16 protein-coding genes are annotated in these 22,572 nt (G+C 49.4%); 2 read left to right on the top strand and 14 right to left on the bottom strand.

From position 1 onward, the window contains the following. The first annotated feature begins 85 nt into the window (after positions 1–85). Positions 86–1,213 carry a hypothetical protein gene (locus tag DWX00_RS13935; protein ID WP_118595560.1) on the top strand — a complete coding sequence of 376 codons (1,128 nt, stop codon included), beginning with the start codon at positions 86–88 and terminating at the stop codon, positions 1,211–1,213. 89 nt (positions 1,214–1,302) lie between these two features. On the opposite strand, the gene DWX00_RS13930 is transcribed toward DWX00_RS13935, so the two are convergent. The 6 genes from DWX00_RS13930 to DWX00_RS13905 form a co-directional block, all read right to left on the bottom strand. Then, positions 1,303–2,028, bottom strand: coding sequence for a glycosyltransferase family 2 protein (locus DWX00_RS13930; protein WP_118595559.1), 726 nt, complete (start codon positions 2,026–2,028; stop codon positions 1,303–1,305). Positions 2,029–2,126: 98 nt separating this feature from the next. Next, positions 2,127–3,056 (bottom strand): nucleotidyltransferase family protein, encoded by a 930-nt coding sequence (locus DWX00_RS13925; protein ID WP_055220899.1) that lies wholly within the window; start codon positions 3,054–3,056, stop codon positions 2,127–2,129. A 15-nt stretch (positions 3,057–3,071) separates the two neighbouring features. After that, a complete protein-coding gene (locus DWX00_RS13920; RefSeq protein ID WP_118595558.1) occupies positions 3,072–4,331 on the bottom strand; it encodes a M20/M25/M40 family metallo-hydrolase in 1,260 nt (419 codons plus the stop codon). A 38-nt stretch (positions 4,332–4,369) separates the two neighbouring features. Beyond that, on the bottom strand, positions 4,370–5,116 hold the full coding sequence (locus DWX00_RS13915) for a copper homeostasis protein CutC (protein WP_118595576.1): 747 nt from the start codon (positions 5,114–5,116) through the stop codon (positions 4,370–4,372). Positions 5,117–5,202: 86 nt separating this feature from the next. Beyond that, entirely contained in the window at positions 5,203–5,460 is a 258-nt protein-coding gene (gene spoIIID / locus DWX00_RS13910) for a sporulation transcriptional regulator SpoIIID (protein ID WP_055220903.1), read from the bottom strand. 68 nt (positions 5,461–5,528) lie between these two features. Next, entirely contained in the window at positions 5,529–6,368 is an 840-nt protein-coding gene (locus DWX00_RS13905) for a C39 family peptidase (RefSeq protein WP_118595557.1), read from the bottom strand. Positions 6,369–6,682: 314 nt separating this feature from the next. On the opposite strand from DWX00_RS13905, the gene DWX00_RS13895 reads away from it, so the two are divergent. Then, positions 6,683–7,063 (top strand): 4Fe-4S binding protein, encoded by a 381-nt coding sequence (locus DWX00_RS13895; protein ID WP_022463049.1) that lies wholly within the window; start codon positions 6,683–6,685, stop codon positions 7,061–7,063. Between the two features lie 221 nt (positions 7,064–7,284). On the opposite strand, the gene pulA is transcribed toward DWX00_RS13895, so the two are convergent. The 8 genes from pulA to DWX00_RS13845 form a co-directional block, all read right to left on the bottom strand. Then, positions 7,285–11,250, bottom strand: a complete 3,966-nt coding sequence (gene pulA, locus DWX00_RS19720; protein ID WP_158578870.1) for a type I pullulanase — start codon at positions 11,248–11,250, stop codon at positions 7,285–7,287. A gap of 512 nt (positions 11,251–11,762) precedes the next feature. Beyond that, the gene (locus DWX00_RS13880) at positions 11,763–12,641 is read right to left on the bottom strand and encodes a sugar ABC transporter permease (RefSeq protein WP_243038022.1); all 879 of its coding nucleotides are present in this window, start codon (positions 12,639–12,641) and stop codon (positions 11,763–11,765) included. Further along, entirely contained in the window at positions 12,641–14,014 is a 1,374-nt protein-coding gene (locus DWX00_RS13875; protein WP_117510162.1) for a carbohydrate ABC transporter permease, read from the bottom strand. Before DWX00_RS13875 ends, DWX00_RS13880 begins: the two co-directional genes overlap by 1 nt. Before the next feature lie 101 nt (positions 14,015–14,115). After that, positions 14,116–15,429 (bottom strand): extracellular solute-binding protein, encoded by a 1,314-nt coding sequence (locus tag DWX00_RS13870; protein WP_117510163.1) that lies wholly within the window; start codon positions 15,427–15,429, stop codon positions 14,116–14,118. Between the two features lie 277 nt (positions 15,430–15,706). After that, positions 15,707–17,452 carry an extracellular solute-binding protein gene (locus DWX00_RS13860; protein ID WP_117761303.1) on the bottom strand — a complete coding sequence of 582 codons (1,746 nt, stop codon included), beginning with the start codon at positions 17,450–17,452 and terminating at the stop codon, positions 15,707–15,709. Further along, positions 17,449–19,179: a sensor histidine kinase gene (locus DWX00_RS13855; RefSeq protein ID WP_158568552.1), complete on the bottom strand. Its 1,731-nt coding sequence runs from the start codon at positions 19,177–19,179 to the stop codon at positions 17,449–17,451. Before DWX00_RS13855 ends, DWX00_RS13860 begins: the two co-directional genes overlap by 4 nt. 1 nt (position 19,180) lies before the next feature. Then, a complete protein-coding gene (locus DWX00_RS20325; protein ID WP_117761307.1) occupies positions 19,181–20,704 on the bottom strand; it encodes a response regulator in 1,524 nt (507 codons plus the stop codon). A 220-nt stretch (positions 20,705–20,924) separates the two neighbouring features. Beyond that, positions 20,925–22,496, bottom strand: coding sequence for an AAA family ATPase (locus tag DWX00_RS13845; RefSeq protein WP_117761311.1), 1,572 nt, complete (start codon positions 22,494–22,496; stop codon positions 20,925–20,927). Between the last annotated feature and the right edge of the window lie 76 nt (positions 22,497–22,572).

Genomic DNA, 22,572 nt, shown 5'->3' with positions numbered 1-22,572 from the left:
TTCTTTCAATTTATACGTGAAACTTACCGCAGGAAAATAAAACAGACCGACATTAGAAACCGATCAGGTGAAAGGAGGATGTCATATGTTACACAGCACACAGACAACGAAAAAACACACAGGAAATTTGATTCTGAGATTCGGAATGGCAGGCCTCCTGGCGGCCGGATTATTTTTTTCCGCTCCGTATTCGGCAGCAGCCGAGACAGTTCCAAGTGCAGAAAATACAGACGCCGGTGAAATTACCATTCACTTCACCCATTACGATGCACAGGACCTGGAATTCTATCTGAACACCGATCAGGCGGCTCTTGCTTTTACCGATGCTGCCCTGACATTTCAGGATTCCACAATGGATGCGCCGGTCACCATGTCATATCTTTCCGATGATGGTTCCTATGTCCTGTATCAGAACAGCGAACCGGTCGAGGAAGTAAACGGAACGTTCTCCGTATCGATGGTTACGGAACCTGGCTACACACTGGATATGGATCAGATTTCCTTCTATGTTAATGGACAGGCCGTTTCCAATGGCGGTTCCGTTGTGATTACGGATTCTTCGGCGGCGATGACTTCTCTTGTTTACTGTACCGCAATCCCGAAAACACCGGCAACTGACCCGGAGCCATCTCTTCCAGAAGAGCCATCTGCACCGGAAGTTCCGGAAGAACCGGCCGCTCCAGAACCATCCGTTCCGGAACAGCCATCCGCACCGGCAGAAACCCCGACCGTGGTACAGCCATCTGCTTCGGAACAGCCGGCACAGGAAAATATTCTTCCGGAAACCGCAGCTCCTGCATCCAAAACCGCACCGGAACAGGTTCCTGCATCCGAACCGATCGCAGCAGAACCGATTGCCAGCGCAGTTGTTACAGAAGACGAAGAAGTTGATCTTTCCACCATCCACCCGGAAGTTACCGCATCCGCTGTTACTTCTTCCAGCCAGCTTCCAGCTGCAACGCAGATTGTACCATCTGGCAGAACAACAGACCCGGATGCACAGATTCTTACTTCGGAAACTGCAGCTCTTGAAAATGCCGCACAGGCCGAGAATACACAGACTGCACACACAGGAATCGGCTCCTGGTTCCATCAGCGAACAAATCAGATCCTCGCAGTCATGATTGCTGTGATCCTGCTTCTGATCCTGATCGAATCACTTCTGGCACTAAAGGATTCCATGAATCAGGAAAGATCGCATCGCTTCTATTAAAAATAAGGTCCATAATAAAAAATAAGCATACAAAAAGAAGGAACGTATCTCATGAAACATGGGATACGTTCCTTCTCTTATATTATTTTTTATCCTCTTTTTTTCGCAGCCGCTTTCTGAATCTCACAGAAATCGTGCAGCGCCTGACGGCCGATTTTTACGATTTTACGGATGTTGATGGAATTTGTTCCGCCCTGACGCGGCTTGAAGCTGATCGGGATGAAACGGATTTTCCGGTGAAAATACGCTCCGAAGGCAGTCATCAGTGCGTTCGGCAGATTGTAGTTTTCCGGCATCAGCGGCAGATACTCGGCCACGTAGTCTGCTTTCATCAGACGGAACGGGGCATTTGCATCCGGCACGGATACGTGGAAATAGGTCCAGAGCACCGCGCACAGCACTTTTTCCACGACAGCGCGGGAAAAGCCGTCGCCGCGGCTTGTGCGGTTTCCGAAAATGGCGTCGTAGCCCTCGCGGATCTGCCAGAACTTTTCGAACTCCGCCGGATCGGTCTGACCGTCGGAATCGGTCTGGAAGATATAGTCCGCACCGTTTTCAAGTGCATAGCGGTAACCGTACAGAACGGTGGAACCGTGGCCGCCGTTTGGCTTCGTCAGCACGGTGAGCAACGGGCGGGTTTCACACTCTGCTGAAGCAATTTCATACGTATCGTCGCGGCTTCCGTCGTTGATGATCACAAGACGGGACGCACCGCCGCCGTTATGCTTCTCCACGACGGGACACCATTCCTCGATCGTTCTTTTGATATTTTCCGACTCATTATAGGCTGGTATTACAATATATAAGGTATCCATTGGTATTCTCCTTGCATTTCCTTCCATCCATTATACAGGATTTCTTTTCATTGCGAAAGATGCGCTCATGGAGAAAATTTCCCAGTACCGTTCGTTTGTTATTCTTCCCACAGTTTCTGCGGATAACGGCCCTCGTCTTTTAATTTCTGCAGTGCTGCCATGACATTTTCTTTGTCTTCTTTGTATGTTACGCCGTACCAGTTATCATAGGAGCGGAGTACGGTGACTTCCGCTTTTTTCTCCTGCAGCAGTTCATCGACAACGAACGGCAGGAAGTATTCGCCTTTTAACGGGTTGGTTTTGTATACATTCTCGAGGAACGGCAGGAAGCGGCGTTTCAGCTCTATCAGAATGCTCGGTGTGAAGCCCCAGAGGTTCATGGAAACGATGGTTCCCTGCGGCAGTCCGGTCCAGGTTGCGCCGTCATCCTCGGTGTATTCGGCCTGTCCGCCGTGGTTTTCGATTCTTGTGCGCTCATGAATGCCGACAAGGTGGTTCTGGTCGTCTGCGGTGCAGATGCCGCGGGCTACGTGGCCATTGTCGGTCAGGGTTTTGTACAGGTCGTAGGCAACCATCGCGTACTGATAGGTCGCGCCGTCCTGCTCGGTTGTCAGCTGGCGGTAGATCTCCTCGAATGCCGTTCTTCCATAATAATCATCGGAATTGATGACGGCGAACGGTGCGCCGTCGATGGCTTCTGCCGCACAGAGAATCGCATGACCGGTTCCCCACGGTTTGACGCGGCCTTCCGGCACTTCGTAGCCTTTCGGGAGAACGTCGAGTTCCTGGTAAACATACTCTACATCCATGTATTTCTCAATTCGCTTGCCGATGCCCTCGCGGAATGCCTCGTCGATGGCTTTTTTGATGATAAAGATGACTTTCTCAAAGCCTGCCTGTTTTGCATCATAAATGGAAAAGTCGATAATCATATTTCCGTACGGGTCAACCGGATCAATCTGTTTTAATCCGCCGTAACGGCTTCCCATTCCTGCTGCCATGATGACTAATACTGGTTTTTTGCTCATGATGTTCTCTCCTTTTTATTCTCCAAAATAAGCTTTTAATCTCTCCGCAAAGTCTGCCGGGATTTCTCTTTCAAATGGAAATGGTTCTGCATCCGCCAGATACTCGGCAATTTCGCCCAGGACACCGGCGCTCCGGTTCAGTGACCAGGCGGAGATCCAGTCGATCGTATCGTGGCAGGTATGCATGCCGAAACCATCGCGGTTCAGCGTCATCGCCGGGATGCCCTTCCATGCGAAGGTGTTGGAATCGCTGCTCCAGATGTTGTTGATGAGCGATACGCCTTTGTCCGCCTGTTTTAAGTGCTCCATGATCACGTCGCATGCCTCTTTCGTTGCTGCCACGCCAAGCACGGTTCCGCCGATGGCCTGTCCGGCGAGGTCGACGTTCATGTTGAAGCGGTGCTGCGCCAGCTCGGCCTCATGCGCTTTCACATACGCCCGGCTTCCGCAGAGACCCAGCTCCTCCGCGCCGAACCAGATGCATTCCAGTGTCCGTTTCGGGCGGTTTTCGGCGAAGTAGTGTGCCAGCTCCATGATGATCGCTGCGCCCGCCATGTTGTCGTATGCACCAGGTCCCTGCGGAACGGAATCGTAATGAGCCGTCAGCGTCAGGATTTCCTCTGGCTGCTCGGTTCCCGGGATGCGCAGGATGATATTTTTCGACGTTCTCCTGATTTTTTTCTGCTGTAAAACGAGGCGTGCACGGCTCGCTCCCCGTTCTACCAGTTCCATCGCATCAAGATAATGAATGACGGCGCACGGCAGTTTCGGATTTTTTACGCCGCGCAGGGTGCGGTAGTCCGGCAGACGGTCCTCATCTTTGTCCAGCGGCGTTCCGGTCAGGATCAGAAATCCGACGGCTCCTGCTTTTTCCAGTTTTTCATAGTTTTCTGCATTGGCACCGCCGTTGATCAGGACGATTTTCCCTTCTGCATGGGAAAGGCTGACCGGGTCGCCGTTTTCTACGTAGAGGAATGGTGCCTCCACGCCTTCCGGAGCGGTATTGGCTGCCGCGAAGCAGCCGCGGACGGTGTATGTTTTCTCATATGGCTCTGTGACCGTAAAGACAGCTTCGTCAACCTGCCATGTCTCAATCTCGAACGGCTCGCGGCGGATCTGCAATTCGCCCTGCCCCCATTTTTCTGCGATTTCAGAAAGTTCTTTTTCGATCCGGCAGGCTGCTTTTTCTTCGCCTTCCGTTCCGGCTTCGCGGATGTAGTTAAACTGGCTGACGAACGCATACTGCCGCTGGCCGCTGATGGTATTTGCTTTCATAATAATGTTATGTCCTTTTCTTTTCTTTTTTTATTTTCTTAAAGTTCTTCCAGTACCACTCTCGCGCTGCGTACGGCTTTGACGTCCGTGCGGTAGAGGGTGTATTCGCTTAAGGATGGAAGTCCCATGTTCACATTTTCTTTCCGGTACTGCATCGGGCTCGCCAGTTCGATTTTTCCGGACATATGGTAGGCGGTCACGCCGGTTTTCGGATACAGCTCGCGGATCGCATCCGCGCAGATACCGCCGCCCGCCTGAATACGGATGCGTCCCGCCGCCTGGCGCTGCAGTTCGGCGAGAAGCTCTGCTCCTTTTACCGCACTGTCCTGCTGACCGGAGGTGAGAATGGTGTTCATACCAAGCGATACCGCCTGCTCAAGCGCTTCTTTGGGATCGCGGCAGACATCAAACGCGCGGTGCAGCGTCACGGACATGCCGTCGGCTGCCTCCATCAGCTGTTCCATTGCCGCCATATTCATCGTTCCATCCTCTTTCAGTACACCGACCACAACGCCCTCTGCACCAAGTTCGCGGTACATCGCGACTTCCTCGCGGATTTCTTCTAATTCATATGGGGTGTAGCAGAAATCCCCGAACCGCGGGCGGATCAATGCATGAATCGGAATGGTTGTCTGTCTGCGGATCACCTCAAACAGCTTCGGACTCGGCGTTGTTCCGCCGATCACCAGATTTTGACACAGCTCCAGCCGGCTTGCCCCGCCTTTTGCCGCCGCAAGCGCCGACTCCGCCGAGTCCACGCAGACTTCCAGGATATAATCGTTCATAAAATTCCCTCTGTTTTCGTAATTTTCTTTCTCTATCATACCCTATTTGAGGCAATTAGGAAAGAGCTTCTTTGGTTCACTTTCGTTCACTTCTGCTTCTGATGCAGATATTTTTCTCTCGTTGCCATGCCGCCGCGAATGTGGCGTTCAGACTTGTTCACATCCAGAATTTTCCTTGCCTCTGCCGCCAGACCCGGATTCACTTGTACCAGACGTGATGTCAGATCCTTATGCACGGTACTTTTGCTCACTCCGAATTTTTTCGCCGTCTGCCGTACGGTCGCTTTCGTCTCAATCATGTAAATTGCTGTCTCCACAGCACGCTCTTCGATATAGTCCCTCACAAAAAGCCTCCGAAGACGCTGTTTTTACAGTGTATTCGGAGGCTTTGATGGGTATGTCTTCTATTTTATTATTTGTAATATACCCATACCGCTTTTGTCTGTTCCAGCACCTGATCGATATCCCAGGTTTTTTCGGAATTTTTTCTGCTGTTTGGGTCGTTGATTTTCAGTCTGCCATTCTGCAATCCGGTAAGAACGATAAAATGACCGTTGCTGGTAAACTCCCCGGGTCCCATCAGGGCAATGATGGGGTTTCCGGCCTGCAGGTTGTTTTCCACCCGTTCCCGTTCCACAGGGATTTCTTTGCTGGAAAGGCCGATCTGCCGGGCTCCTTCCAGCATCAGGGACCAGGCGGTTCCGCTGCCGTCTACGGCATAGCCGTTCTGTGAGGCAAAATCGGCGACCCAGCGCGGATTTTTTGTGATATCGCCAGTCATGAAAATGGCAACCATGGAAAGTGCTGTCGGTCCGCAGCCGCTTAATCCCATCACTTCACCGGCATATCGGTGATAGCCCCATCTCTGATCCCACTGCAAGAGAAGCGGAACCTCCGATGCGGATGACAGGTCGCTCAGGTCAATCTCCGGCTCCTCCTCTTTTTTCAACGGATATTCTTCGACGAACGTCTCCGTCTCATTGTTTCTCTCGTAAAGCGACAACAGCTCCTCCGGGTACCGATCCATTGAAATGCCGTTTGCTTTCGCATACCGTTGGATCGGATTCTGCCGGAAGCGCCGCACACCGCCCAAAAACAGAAGACAGCCGAACAGCAATAGCAGCCCGCGGATCCGCCATACCTTTCTTTTTCGTCTCCGTGCTCTTTCTCTTCTTTGTATTATCCTTCTTTGTGTCATTCTTTTTTGTTCTGCTATCTCTTGCCATTCCAGTGTATTGTTTTCACGGATCATGAAAAATCCCCCTCCCGATCTTATGGTGTACTCCCAAAATCTTTCTGTGCCTGATTTTGTGAGATGATTGAGAGTACATTCTTCCTTTTCATCATAACAAATTTCCGATTTTTCTTTTTGTATATTTTCCGAAGAAAAACTGCTTTTTTTCCGTCTGCTTTCTTAAGATTTTTTGTATCTGTGCAAAGCCATGCGAAACGGAAGCAAAACCGCAAGCAGGAAAAAGATGGCAAATTCCGGAAATATCATTGAGAAAAAAGTTCAAAAATGGTAAAATAGGAAAAACAACATCTTTAAGCGGAGGATAAAACAAAATGAAAAAACTGAAAGTAAAAAAAGGCAGCACCTGTATGGCTTGTCTTGCCTGTGTGGGAGCATGTTCTGAGGCATTTTATAAGGTATTTGATCCGGACAAGGCATGTCTGCAGATCGTAGAGAAAAAGGCTGTCCGCCCGATCGCCTGTCCGCAGTGCGGTAAATGTGCCGAGGCCTGTCCGGAAGGCGCCATTACCCAGAACCCGAAGGGCGTTTACATGATCAACAAGAAAAAATGTACGGGATGCGGAGCCTGTGCGAAGGCCTGTCCATTTGGCCTGATCGTAAAAACCGAGGGAAATCCGGCTTCCAAATGTATCGCCTGCGGTATCTGCGCGAAAGCCTGCCCGATGGATGTACTGGAAGTTGTGGACGAATAATGATCCGAACTCTTAGATATCGCCAGGATCTCGTGTAAGCACAGATCCTGACTCATTGCTCACATAAACATAAAAATGCACTGTGGAACGTCGTCGGACAATTCCACAGTGCATTTTTCTGTTAAACGAAAAACAATTGATTCCCGCTCGCCGCCTGGCAGAATGATCGATGCCCGTTTCCACAGACAGCATTCCGACAAAAAGGGACAAAATTTACAATTTTACTCCCGCGCCAGCAGAACCATCGATTTTGCCGGAAGCATCATGCTTTCTTTCATCTCTGCTCCATCCTCTGCACAGCGTTTTCCATCGCAGAGCAGTTTCCAGTTTCCTTCCGGGAGTTTCTGCAAAGCTTCTTTTTCCCATGGATTGTAGAAGACGCAGACTGCGCGGCCATTCGGGTATTCCAGTTCGTAACCTGCGATCTGGTTTTCACGGAAAAATGTCTTTTTACAGTCCGGCTCGCACGTTCCGTATGCCTGAAATTTTCGGCGCAGAGCGAGAAGACCACGGTAATAGTCCACCAGCTCTTCCTGCTCTAAGGCGCGTGTCCAGTCAATTTTGTTGAGCTGCCACGACGATTTGAAGCTGTTTCCTTCGCCATGCTTCGTGCGCGCAAATTCCTCACCCGCCTGGAAAAACGGCATTCCCTTGCAGGTCATCACAATGCCCGCCGCCAGACGGTTCATCGAAAGCGTCCGCTCATCCATCTTGTCAAAATCCGGCTCCGCATCCTCCTTCCGCTTCGGATCGGACAGTTTTAATTTATCCCACAGTGTATAATTATCATGTGCCGACACATACGGAATCAGCTGGCTCGCATTGCGCGGCTCATAGGCTCCTTTTCCGTCCAGCCAGCCGTCTGTCGCGGAAAGTATTCCTGCTGAAAGACGCTCTTTTCCATTGACATAGCCTCCCTCTGCGGCAATGAAAACACTTCCCTTGATGGAATCTCTCGTATCGTCACAGAACATGGAAATGCCATCCATCAGCTTTCCGATATTCTGTTTATCCGAAGGGAAATATCCCTCCTGCATTGCGCTTGCCGCTGCTTTCCACGGTTCACCGTAAACCAGAATCTCCTCGCCGCGCGGCATCCGGTTCAGAGCTGTGCGGATCGCATTCATGGTCTCCGTGTCATGCAGTGCCATCAGATCGAAGCGGAAACCGTCGATATGATATTCCTTCGCCCAGTAACAAACCGAGTGAACCATAAAGCGGCGGAACATCTCCCGCTCACTTGCCGTCTCGTTTCCACAGTCGGAGCCATTGGAAATCGTGCCATCCTCCCATTCACGGTAATAATAATAAGGAACTGTTTTCTGAAGCGGCGAATCGAGATTATACGTATGATTGTATACCACATCCATAATCACGCCGATGCCGGCCTTATGCAGCGCCTGAACCATTTCCTTCATTTCCCGGATACGTACCTCTCCGTGGAAAGGATCGGTTGCATAGGATCCCTCCGGCACATTGTACTGCACCGGGTCGTAGCCCCAGTTAAACGCTTCCGCATCATCTTCCGGCACACTGCCAAAATCGAAAACAGGAAGCAGATGCACATGAGAAATGCCAAGCGATTTCAGGTAATCGAACCCCGTCGCATGAATCCCGTCGCCGTTCAGCGTCGTGCCTTCTTCCGTAAACGCCAGAAACTTTCCACGGTGTTTATCCGAAATACCGGAATGCGGATCACTCGAAAAATCTTTCACATGAAGCTCATACACACAACGATCCTCCGGCCGGATTTCCGGTCTTTCATCCTGCTCCCAGCCTGCCGGGTCCGTCTCTGCAAGATTCACCACCATGCTCCGCTCCGAATCAATACCGGAAGCCACGCCGTACGGATCTGTCGTATCAAAGACACCATCCGAGTGCAGGATATGATACGTATAATACGTTCCATACCGCGCTCCCTGCACTGCACAGCTCCAGACACCCTTTTCGCCGCGCGTCATCGCAATCGAGGCTATTTTTCGGTCCCCGCGCTCACGGCTGCTGCCGCAGGAAAACAGTTCCAGCGAAACCTCCATTGCTGTCGGCGCCCAGAGCTTCCATTCTGTCACAAACTGCTCATCCTTTTTCGGCATCTGCCAGTTTCCATCACATTCCCTGCTCTTTCTCACCGAGACACCGAGGTCATCTCCTTCGTACGTAAAGTTTTCCACAAATTCTTCCGATTCAAAAAAGCTTTTCCACTCCGCCGGCGTTCTTTTCACCACCGCATTCATCTTCTTTCCCTCCATTTCTTTGTAAACCCGCAGAATCTCTCCGACACTCCACGCCTGCGCATAGCAGCCCTTCGACATCACCGGCGCCGCACCATCATAAATCTCCGCCAGATGAAACAGACATCCTTCCTGCATCCAGCTCGCAAGACGGTCCAGTCCGCGGCGCACTTCCTGTTTTCCCTCCTTCGGGAAATAGTTCAGCACCGCACGGAAATACGCCCCAAGCGGAAATCCCCAGACTGTCCCCTGATGATATGCCCTGTCACGCTCCGGCTGGCTTCCGCCGATCCATGGATGAAACGCCGGATCCTCCATTTCCAATGACCGCAGTCCTGCTGTCGTATACAGCTTTTCTTTGACCGCCTGTAAGATCCGCTGCCCCTGCTTCTGACTCACCATCTGAAACGGAAGCGCCAGCACAAAGACCTGATTGCATCGGAACTGCTTCTCTTCATACGTGCCGTTCAGCACATCCTTCAGATATCCTTCCTCTTCCATCCAGAACTTTTCGAGAAAACTCTTCTTCACCTGCTCCGCAAGCTTCCCATACGCCGATCCATCCTTTCCGACAAACGGTGCCAGCTCTTCCAGAATCCTCAGACCATTATACCAGTACGCATTAATCTCCACCGGCTTTCCGTGACGCGGTGTCGGCAGCTCCTTGTCAATCCGCACATCCATCCACGTCACCTGCTCCAGGCCGCCCCCGGCCATAATCAGCCCGTCACTGTCCATTTTAATATGGAAATCCGTTCCCTTCTGATACCAGAACACAATATCCTCCATCACAGGAAACGCCTCGCGCACAAACTCCAGATCTCCTGTTTCAAGGTAATACTCATACACCACATCCAGAAACAAAAGGGCCGCATCCACCGTATTATACATCGGAAGCGCATCCCCCTCCGGAAACAGGTTCGGCATCAGTCCTTCTTTTGTATATGCCATAAAAGTCCGAAGAATGCTCTTACACGCCTCATACTCCCCAAGTGCCAGCGTGCATCCCGGGAGCGAAATCATCGTATCCCGCCCCCAGTCCGCAAAATAAGGAAAGCCAGCCATAATACTCTTCCCGCCTGTCGATGCCCGTTCCGTAATATACTGACTCGCACTCACCGCCAGCCGCTTTCCCACCGGATCAGAAATCCCGGACTTTTCCGCAATCGCCTCCTGCCGCTTTTCTTCCTCTTCTATCCACAGCGCAATCCTTTCCTCATCCCACTTATCCACATCATCCGCGAGACTATACACAACAAAAAAGACCTGCTCCCTGCCGTCTCCCGTCATCTCAAACCGAATCCGGTGATTCACGACAGCACTTCCGATGCCATCTCTTCCATCCCGTGCATCCTGCTCAAAAAACAAATCCCTCCAGACCTTCTCCTTCTCCATCTGAAGCTCCCCATTCGTTCCATAAGAAAGAATCACACCGTTGCTCGCAATACACTTCCGGTCCACCGCAAAATCCTGCCCCTCCTGCAGCTGCTCCCCCTTCGCCGCAAACCGCATCACCGGCCGAACCGAAAAACTCCCCTTCTTCCCACTTCTCACCCGATACCGGACAAGAACCGTATTCTCCCCCTGAACCATCCCAATCGTCTTCTCAATCTCAACCCCCTTCACCCGGTAAAACCATACCGGCAGACTCCCCATCTCAAATCCTTCCAGAAACCGAACCCCCTCCACATTCTGCGTCCGATTCACAAACTCCTGTGAAAACAGCTCCGTTTCCTCTCCATCCACCTCCAACGTCTCCCAGACATTCGAAATCAGATGCTCCCGCACCGTAGGCGCCTTCAGTGCCCCCATCAACAGCGCCTGATCATTCCTCGCCGCATTCCCCATCACCGTCAGCGAACAATAACCTCCCAGTCCGTTCGTCAGCAAAAAACACTTCTTTTCTCCACTCCGGAAATCCATCCACTCCGAAGCATTCAGTCGAATCCTATCCATGCCCCAAAACCTCCATAATTCGTACAATGTGTTCCCGGAACTTTTCTGTTCTCATAAATCAATCACAAAAAACTCCGAAAATATTTTTTTTCATTCTATCTCCAAACTTTGCACTAGTCAACAAACTCACGCCGATTCGCCCTCCGGGCGAATCCAGCCCATTCTCCCGTCCTCCAACCCCAGGATCTGGCTCCGGCGTCGTGGCACCTGCCGCGCAGACGGGCGCATTGGCATCGGCAGCATGCGGATGATGCACGCGTGGGAGGCAGTGGAGTGAGGATGACGGACGGCCATCCAGGCCGGAAGTCAAGAGGCTCTGAGACGGGAAATCATCAGATTTCCTGTCGAATAGCCTCGGTTCCTCAATCCACCGCCTCCCACACGTCATCATCCGCCCGCCGATGCCACCGCGCCCGTCTGTGCGGCAGGTGCCACGGCGCCGGAGCCAGATCCGTCCCTCCCCCCCCCACACACAAATAGAGCAGCCGACCCCTCATCGGCTGCTCCACAAATCATCCTTTGACGGCTCCTGAAAGCCCATCTGTATAATATCTCTGCATTACAACAAACAAAATCGCAATCGGCACCGAAATGCAAACCGCTCCCGCCGCAAAGCAAGTATACCAGCTGTCGATATACTCCTTCTCCAGCATCTTCCACAGACCCAGTGCAACCGTATAATACTTCGCATTCGCCCTGCAGATAACCTTTGCGAAAATAAAGTCCAGCCACGGTCCCAGAAATGCACTCAAAGTCGTGTACACAATAATCGGCTTACTCAGTGGAATTGTCACCTTCGTAAATACCTGGAATCTCGTTGCTCCATCCAGATAAGCCGCCTCATCCAGTGCCTTCGGAACCGTATCAAAAAATCCCTTTGCAAGCAGGAATCCCGCTCCGGAACCGCCCGAGTACACCAGAATCAATGCCACACGGATCATCGATCCCTCCGAAAGGCCAACTGCCTTTAAAATATAGTAGACAGCAACCATCGACATAAATGCCGGGAACAGACCTAAGATCATCGCGATGTTCATGTAAGTCTTACGGATTTTAAACCGCATTCTCGACATGCAGTAAGAAATCGAAAGCACAAATATTGTAGAAATCAGACAACTGAACACCGCAATGATAAATGTGTTCTTAAACATCTGCGGAAAGTCTAACACCTGCGTATCTGTAAACAGACGCACATAGTTATGAAGCGTATATCCCTTTGGGAAAAAGCTGGTAACATAAGATCCCTTCTGCGTACTGAAGCTTAAGAGTGCAATCCACAGAACCGGAATCACCCACACAATCGCAAGCAGTGCCAGAACCACATGTACAATCACATCGGAAATCATTCCGCGCGCTTTCATGGAGTGTGTTTTTTTCTCTTTGTTATTCATTATTGGAATCCCTCCTCGTTCTTGTAAGAACCAGTATTCCGGTACGTGATCAGTGAAACCACAGCCAGAATGACAAAGGTAAGAATACCGACAACCGCACCAACGTTAAAGTACTGTAAGTCAACCGTCAGCTTGTACAGCCAGGTAACCAGAAGGTCCGTCTTTCCTGCGGTTGCTCCGACCGGAACCGGTGCTCCTGCAGTCAGCAGATAAATAACGTTGAAGTTGTTGATATTACCCGTAAACGTTGTAATCAGATACGGAGTCGTGACAAACAGCATATACGGCAGCGTAATTTTAAAGAAAATTGTCACAGGGCCTGCGCCGTCCACACGGGCTGCCTCGTAAAGCTCACCCGGAATGTTCTGTAAGATACCGGTAACCTGCATCATGGTAAACGGAATACCAACCCAGAGGTTGATGATAACAACCGTCGCTCTCGCCCAAGTCGCATTTGTCAGGAACGGAAGCGGACTGCTGATCAGCCCGGCCTGAATCAAAAGATTGTTGACCAGGCCGTTGTCCTTTAACATCGTACGCATCAGAAGAAGAGAAACGAACTGCGGAATTGCAGCGGAGAGCATAAAGCAGAATCTCCAGAATCCCTTGATGCGGGTCGTTTTACGGTTGATGACAATCGCAAGAATCATACCAAAAATATAGTTCAGGAAGGTAGCGAGCACAGCCCAGATCAGTGTCCATCCAAGAACAGACCAGAATGTCTTGCCGATCGAGTTGCCCATGCCAAGAACCGTACTGAAATTTTTCAGTCCAACCCAGTGGAAAATCGTCAGATGATCGCCGACTTTACTGTAGCTGGTGAAAGCCATACAGATCATAAAGACCAGTGGAAGGATTGTGAAAATCACAATACCAAGAATCGGAAGTGTCAGCAGGGTCCAGTGCAGTCTCTTGTCAACGAGTGCTTCCAGATCCTCTTTGATGGTGTTGATATGTTTCCCTTCCTTTGCACGGCACTCTACCTCGTAAGCGCTCTTCATATTGACACGCCAGATCATAAAGAAGAGAACCGTAATAAAAATCGTTGCCACTCCGTAGAGCAGGAACAGAATTGTCATATCGCCGCCGGTATATTCATAAATACCCTTGGCCTCGTTCCACACCTCTTCCTGCGCACGGCCGCCCAGGGTGATGAGATGATAGAGATTGTTGATACCGCCCTCGATCATAAACAGGAGATACGCAATTTCTACTGCCAGAAATAAAATACCCTTTACGATCTGTTTGTGAGCCAGATTTCCCAGTCCCATGACAAGCATGGAAAGTTTCGTGACCGCATCGCCCTTTGTGATGGCTTTTGTCACCGGATAGGGAGTCTCAAACTCTTTGGCGCGTTTTTTCAATGATGCCATAATCTATCCTTTCCGAAAGACAGGCATTGTCAATCCTGGTGTCTGACAATGCCTGCGGTTTCAATCCTGTTGATTTTCGAACGCTTCAGAGCCGGTTTTACTTACTCGACTGCAGAAGTATTCATGCTTGTGTTCAGTTTCTCTGTCATTTCTGCAGCGTTATCATGGGTAACTTCACCGTTGACCAGAGATTTACCAAAATTCTCTGCCGGAGTCCAGTAGTTGCTCATATTCTTAACGAACGGCTGGATGATAGAAGTATTGTTGAAGGTATCGTTCTGAGCAGTTACCAGTGCATCGTCTGTGATCTGGGAAAGCAGCTCTTCGTTACACGGAACTACGTTTCTCATTTCATAGTGTGCTTTCTGAGCATCTGCGCTTCCGAGATATCTTGCAAGAGCAACTGCAACCTGCGGATATTCACAGTTCGGATTCACACCGATTGCTTTAGAACCGGAGAAGGATTTCATCTGTTTCTCCTCGCCGTTGATGGTGATGGTCGGAAGCTGTACAACACCGTAATTATCACCGAGTGCCTCTTTAACTGCGGATGCATCCCAGGAACCGGAGAACATTGCTTTTACAGAACCGTCACGCAGACCGGAAAGACCGGATCCGTCTGCATCAGATACGAAGTTCGGATTGTTTACCAGGTCAACCAGGTAATCGGTCACTGCTTTTGCTTTATCGCCTTCGAAGTCAACGCCTGCTGCCTCGTCTGTTCCGTCCTCACCGAACAGCGTACAGCCGTTTGCTACGTAGAAGGAAGCAATGTACCAGGAGTTTGTAATCGGGAAGGAAATCTTGTCTTTTGCGATCATGGTATCCAGGTTTTTCACTTCATCCTCAGTGAATGCAGATTTATCATAGTACATAAACCAGGTGTTTGTGGTGAATGGTACACCGTAGATATCGCCGTCAACGGATACGGAATCTACAATTGCCTGAGAGTTGTTCTCTTTTACCTCCTCAACTGTCTGTCCGCCGAGTTTTGAAATTCCGTTTGCAGCGATCAGGGATGTCAGGTTGTCGTTTGCAAACATGTAAACATCTGCTGCTCCTTCAACGTCCTGTGTTACGGTATCTTTTGCATCGCTCTCTGCGCATACACCGTAATCAAAGGTAATGTGCCAGGATGGATGCTCCTCTGCAAACTGATTGCACATGGTCTGCAGCCACTCACCGCTGTCGCTTGCCTGATCCTCTGATGGAGACCATACGGTAAGGGTTGTGGTAATTTCCTCTTCCTCTGCTGCGTTGGAAGCAGATGCGCTTGTGCTTCCTGCCTCGGATGTGCTCTTGGAATCGTTTCCGGAAGCGGCATTTGAAGAACCGCTGTCGCTGTTTCCGCATCCTGCCAGCATGCCAACTGCAAGTGCTGCGGTCATCATAATAGATACTACTTTCTTTTTCATATTGAAAATCCTCCTTATATGATTTTTCTTTCTGGAACGTCTGCTGTCATATCGCATTTGCTGCTTGGTATCTCTCGTTCTTATTGATTTTATTATAGCAGTTGGCGGATTTTTCTGAAATATCAAGAATCTATGATCTATGTTGGATTTCTACGTTACATTTCTACACCGGAGCGTATCCGGAAAATCATTTCCGCAATCTGCAGAATTCTTTTCCGCAACAAAAAAAGAGGCCGCGCACCGTTTTTCCGGTGCGTCCTGCCTCCTCTTCTGTTTTTTATTCCGCCTTCTGCTCGGCTTTTTCTTCTGTCTTCTGATTTTCCTGTGAACTCAGGCTTTTCCTTTCCTGAATCATCTCCTGAATGATCTCATTTCCGCCTTCCTCCTGCCACTCTTTTACAAAGTCGTCAAAAGAAGAAAGCTCAGACTCGCCCCGGATAATTTTTAAAAAGGTCTCCGATTCCAGTTCTTTTAAGGTGTAACGATATGTTTCTGTGGTCTTCGTCCGGGTCGGATAAATCGTATTCACTCTTTGAATCTTTTCGTCGCTTAAAAGCGAGCAGGCTGTGATACGGGATAAATACGCGCTCCACTCCTCCGCACTCGCTGTTTTCGGGTTCTCCAGATAGGCGCGGCATACCTTTTCGAACGATCTTTCCAAAATCTCCAGCTCATCCTCCGATTTTTCCCCGTTCAGTGCCGCCTGCAGATTTTCGTAACAGATCGTCAGTGCCTGATTATAGTCGAGATTGATTGCTAAGGGGCGTGCCGTCGGATCGATATTTCCCGTATAATATTGCTGAAATTCTCCCCTTGGATCATCGTAGGAATAGCGCATATAATCAAACATCACCGACAGAATCTTCGGCACAATCTCCGGATATTCATACCCTTTTCGCACTACCACATAATTTCCGGTCAGCTTTTCGTTGCAGTATCGCACACTTCCATCCTTCCCGGTCCGAATCAGAAACGGCTGCCAGTCGGCCTCCGGATCCGTCTCATGACAGCGCCAGAGCGGGTTGTTCGGTGCCCACCACGGTGCGAAGAAAATGCCGCAGCGTCCCTGGGCAATGAGCTCGGCAATGTCATCCTGTGTGCGGATCAAAAAGTCCCGGTCAAGGACGCCCTCCTGGTACCAGTCGGCCAGCATGCCAAGTGCGTCTTTTACATTGGGCTGAACGGAACCATAAACCGGCATTCCTTCCGCATCCGTCAGCCATCTTCCCGGATATGCACCAAATGAGGCAAAAATAAGATTCATGCCGTATTCCGAAGAAATGCCCGTGCCGCCGTACAGAGTTGTGCTGACTGCAAGACCGATGTTACCCATCTCCTGGTTTGCCGGATTCTCCTCTGCAAACGTCAACGCAATATGTTTCACATCATCGATCGTTTCCGGTACGGAAAGTCCCAGTTTTTCCATCCAGTCCTTCCGCACCCATAGAAGATTCGGACCGTCCGAAATGTTGGTTTCCGGGAATGCCATCAGCTTTCCGTCAAAGGTACAGCCCTGCAGAATCTCCTCACCGTAGCTTGCATAAATATCCTTGATACGGTCGCTGGCACAATTTGCATAAACCTCTGTAAGATCGGCAAGCTGATCGTTTTTCTGCATGGCATTCATCGTTTTTTGATCCACAACCATGATATCGGCAATGTTTCCTGTTGCAATCATGGTAGAAATGCCAACGTTATAGGTATCACCGTAGTTTTCATAAACATCCTCGTTCTGTACATTAATGATTTCGCGGATCAGGCGTGTATAGGCATTGTCCTCATAGGTTTCTCCCTCCGGGAGATTGGAATTATTCACACCCGTCATTTTTGCCAGCGTGTACGTGATGGTTTCCGGGTAACGTCCGTACGGCGTTGTTTTCGCTTCCGTAAGAGCCGCAGCCTCATTTCCGGCAGCATCGGAAACAGAATCATTTCCTGCTGCGCCACTTTCTCCACAGCTGCTCAGCGCCATTCCCGCTGCCAGCAGTACAGCAAGGCCTGCCGCAAGTTTTTTTTGCATCATGCCTGTACCTCCCTTTCCACGCCCGGAATCCGCACCGTCACTTTTGTTCCCTTTCCCGGCTCACTCTCAATCGAAAGACCATACGCTTCTCCGTATTCGAGCTGAATCCGGGAATTGACATTCCGCACACCGTAGCCGCTGCTCTTCTCCGTCAAAATTGTCTGTGCTTTCTCCTGTTCCATACCAACACCATTATCTGCCACGGAAAGTACCACACAATTTCCGTCACGCCGTCCGCTGATTGTGATCACGCCGGGCTCACTGCCGCGCCGCCGGTCAATTCCATGCGCAATCGCATTTTCGGCAAGCGGCTGCAGAATCAGGTTCAATGTACGGTAATCCAGAATATCCTCCGCTACATCCATTTTAACCGTAAAGCTGTAGTCATGAAACATTTCCTGAATTTGCAGATACGAACGCACATTGTCGATCTCCTCGCGGATGGACATCGTATTTTTGCCTTTGTTCAGGGAAGTCCTGTAGTACCGCGAAAGCGCCAGCGTCGCCTTGCTGATATCATCCGAACCGATTTCCAGCGCTTTCCAGTTGATCAGCGACAGGGAATTATACAGAAAATGCGGGTTAATCTGTGCGCGGAGCGCCGTCATCTCATACTGTTTCTGGCGGATGCGGCTCTCATAGACTTCCTGAATCAGCTGACGGATGCGTGACAGCATCTGATTAAAGCCACGCGTCAGATCACCGATTTCATCCCTTTCTGTAGAAACCAGTTCCACTTCCAGATTTCCTTCTTCTACCTCGGACATTGTCATTTTTATCTTTTCAAGGCGGTGCGCCATGTTTCCGGAGAATTTCATAATCACGACCGCAGAGAAAATAACGCAGCCTGCCCACATCAGAAGAACCATCAGAAGAATCGGCTGCATCGGACTGATGATGCCTTTTTTCGGCAGATAGCACGCGGCATGCCATCCATTCTGCTCAATCTCCTTTTCCAGGAGAATGTAGTTCGCTGTATTCTGCTTCTCTTTTTTTTGTATCTTCTGAAAGTCTGAAAATTCCATCTGGTATTTTGCATTCCTGGTCATCTTCTGATTTTCATACAGCACTTCTTTGTCCTCATTGTAGACGAAAACACCGTAATCCTCATTAACTGTAAGCTCCATGGAGCCAAAAATCTTACTGTAGTCCATGGAAATGTATAAAAAACCGCCTTTTCCGTCATCAATCAGCGGCATAGACCGCACCAGCGTCACCGTTCCCTGATCCATATCAGCATACCAGTGAACATCATTGTCTGCCGGTGCTGTCCATTCATCATTTTCCATTTCCCGCGCCGGACGCAGATACGTGCCGTGCGGAATGACGAAATCACGCACATAGACCGTAGACTGTCGGATTTCCGGGTAAAAATAACTTAAGGAATCCATCATCGGATCAAACTCTTTCACCATGCGCTCGTATGCTTCGAAGCTGTTTTTGTCTTCTGCCTTTACAATCTGAACAATTGTCTGGTCGAATGCCAGATAGTCCGACATACTCTGGTGCAGCGCAAGCTCCGTATTCACATCGTCCACTGCCTGATCAAAGGTGGTTTGCAGATTTTTGATCTCACGCTCGACAAGTACACGACGCATCTGGGTGTAAAACAGTGTGAACATCAGGCACATTGGGAAAAGTCCTGTGAGAACGTAAGCCACGATAAGCTTCCGGTGTACCTTCATATCTGAAAATGCTTTTTTTATTCTAGCGGCAAATGATGTCATCTTACTCCCCCTGATCCCGGTATTTCTGCGGGCTGATTCCAAAATATTCGCGGAAGCTCTGACAGAAATAGGACACATTCACAAAACCGCACTTTTCACAGATTACGCCGATTTTTTCGTTTGTATTTTCGAGCATTTCCCGTGCGCGCTCCATACGGAAACCTTTTAAGTAGCGGCTCAGGTTTTCTCCTGTATTTTTCTTGAAAATGCTGCTCAGATAATTCGGTGTCATGCCAACCTCGCGCGCAAGCTGGTCAACACCCATGCCACTGTCAGAATAGTTCTCACGGATATACTGTTTAATCTGCTCGACTTCTCTGCGTTTCGCAACACCGCCGTCTGCGCGGAAGACCGTTTCGAGCCGGTCAATACCCATACGGACCGCTTGAATCACACCGGCCATGTTGCTGCTGTGATACAGGGCGTCGATCTCACGGTCCAGCTCTCGCTCATCTTTTCTCTCGAGATTGTCGTAAATCTCTTTCAGCAGATTGGAAAACATAAACTTAATGTAAATCTGGGAGAAAATCGTCTGATGTTCATACTTCTCGCAGAACTGGTCAAAGTGTTCACGCAGGCTCTCCAGATCCTTCATGCGAATGTCCTGCTGGATCTGGCGGATCAGGATTTCAGCATCAATCTGCACCAGCACCTCGGACTGCTCCTCCTGAAAAGGAAGAAAAACATGGTTTCCCGTGTGATAAAAGCGCCGCTCCATGAGCTGCTCCGTCTGTGCAAATGCATCGTAAAGCTCACCGTCCGGCGTGATCTCGCCCGACACGGCCAGAAAGCATTCCTGGTCCCACATTTCACGAATATAATGGTACAGCTTCCGTCCGAACGCTTCCCAGCCGCCATCCGGCTCCTCGCTAAAAAACAGGATGGACTGCTGTGGGTTCAGGTTCAGATAGTGAAACGGCATCTGCAAATCGCTCTGCATCTTTTCAATCTGTTCGCTGTTTACCTGTTCAAAATAGTTGTTGGCACACTCCAGCAGTACCATACGGCAAAAATCCCGGACAAAGCTCATATCGAGAAGCGTCTGTGTTTTCTCCTGCATTGCGTTGCGGCTCTGCCCATTGACCATCAGATACAGCAAATGTTCCCGCAGAAACTCCATACTTTCGTCCTTCCGTTTTTCCTCACGCTCACTCTTTGCAAGCTTTTCGTTGATTTCACCAACCACCTTTTCAAATTCTTCCGGGTTGACCGGTTTTAAAATATAGGCGGAAACCCCATAGGAAATCGCCTTTTTTGCGTAGGAAAACTCATCATACCCACTGAAAATCACAGTTTCCGTCCCCGGATACTCCTCATGAATCCGGGAAAGAAGCTCAATTCCATCCATGAACGGCATATTGATGTCGGTCAAAAGCACGTCAATTTTCTCTTTTTCAAACACCTCCAGCGCTTCCTCTCCATTGGAGGCCTCCAGAATATTCTCCCGGATATTCATCCGCGAAAGCAGCATCCGAATGCCCTTTCGCTCTATCATTTCATCATCTACAATCAGATATGTGTACATGCATCGATCCTCTTTCTAAGCAGCCTGCCTAAAGCGGCGCATACTGGTTTTATTATACCATTCCCGCGGCAGAATTGCATAGCATTTACCGCTCAAAACCGTTACCGGAAACGCAAAACCAGAGCCGGTGAAAACATTCTCATCCGACTCTGGTTTTTCTATTACATGATTTCAGGACACCACTCATCCTGTCCCGAATCAGGCCTTCGTCCTCTCCCTTTTACTTCTGATATTCCTCAATTCTGCAAACATGTTCTTTTGTCTTTTTATTATAATTAATTCCTACCAGAAGCAAGTTTCCCTGATATTCTTCCAGACTTCTGCAATATTCTTTGTCCTTAATCTGCGCAAGCGCACCCTCTGCTGTTTTGTCCCATTTCAGTTCTACAACCAGCGCCGGTTTGTCCTGGTATCTTTTTCTTGGTACGAAAACAAGATCCGCAAACCCTTTTCCCCCAGGCAGTTCACGGTAAACCGTGTAAAAATTCCGTGCTGCATACAGCGCCAGTGAAATCGTATAGCTCAACGCATTTTCATCATTGTACTGAAGCTGTGACGTTTCAAAATGTGCCAGCCGAATTCCCTCTGCTACCTGTGTTTCCTGTTTTTCCCACACAGCCTGCAGAAGATCTGCGGAATTTTTCAGTGCCTTTGAAATATCTCCCCATTGGGAAACGGTTACCGCACTGGCATATTCTGACTGTACCTCGGCATTCGGAATAAAAACATATTTATTCTGTTCCTCATAACCAAGATATCCAAGATGAATCAGCAGTGTCAGCACATCATCCTCTGTCCGGAAAGTTGTCATATCATTCGTAAAACTGCCCGTGTTCACCGGAATCTTTTTCCCTGCCATCATCTGCAGTACGTCATCCCGCAGGCCGTCAAAATTCAGATCAATATACCACTGTAGTGCTTCAAATGTTTCTGTCTGATTCCAGTAATTGCCGATTTTCCGGAATCGCATGGCATTGACAACCGAACGCGGGCTGTAAACCGAACTTTCTCCCGGGAACGAATAGCCGTCATACCAGTTTTTAATTTCTGCCAGATCCATCTGATACCGGCCGCAGAGTTCTTCTACTTCCTGCTCCGTAAATCCTACATATTCTGCGAGCGGCCCTGGATCAAGCATTGTAAATTCATCAAACATATTCAGTGCAGAATGGGTTCCATATTTTTTGATCGGCAGAATACCCGTCAGATAGGCAAGTGCTACGTAAACCTTATCTTTCAGAAAATCCCGCAGGAAATCAAGATACTCTTCCTGTGCTTTTTTATCCTGCTGATATTCCCGGAAAACACAGTCCCATTCATCAATGATAATGACAAACGACTGTTTTGTTGCCGCATAAATATCCTGCAGCGATTCTACCAGATCCGTATCGTCAAAGTAGTCCACGTCCGGATAACTGTTTTTCAGTTCCCGCAGCAGCATTCTTCGAACACGGTCAATCACCTGGCCAATTTCCTTGCTCCGGCTCAGAAATTCCTGCATATTCAAAAAAATCGTAGGATATTGATTTAAGTGCTGTGCAAATACAGCATTTTGAGAAATTTTCAATCCAGAAAAAAGTTCTCTGGAATCGCATTCCTTCCCATAATAAGCCGTCAGCATATCCGCCGTCATAGATTTTCCAAAGCGCCGCGGACGGCTGACACAGACATATCTCTGCACAGTATTAATCACCTGATTGGTATACTCGATCAGCCCTGTTTTATCCACATAAATTTCGGACTGAACCGCTTTTGCAAATTTTTCATTTCCCGGATTCAGATAAACTCCCATATTCCACCTGCGCCTTTCTCTTTCTACCTCTATCATACGATATTCTTGCCTTAAGTTCAATTTAGCATAAGTTGAA

Origin of the sequence: Blautia sp. AF17-9LB, from assembly GCF_003479185.1 — a bacterium.
Lineage (GTDB): Bacteria > Bacillota > Clostridia > Lachnospirales > Lachnospiraceae > Fusicatenibacter > Fusicatenibacter saccharivorans.
The sequence above is the reverse complement of the archived record's forward strand: the minus strand, read 5'-3'. Positions and strand labels throughout refer to the sequence as shown.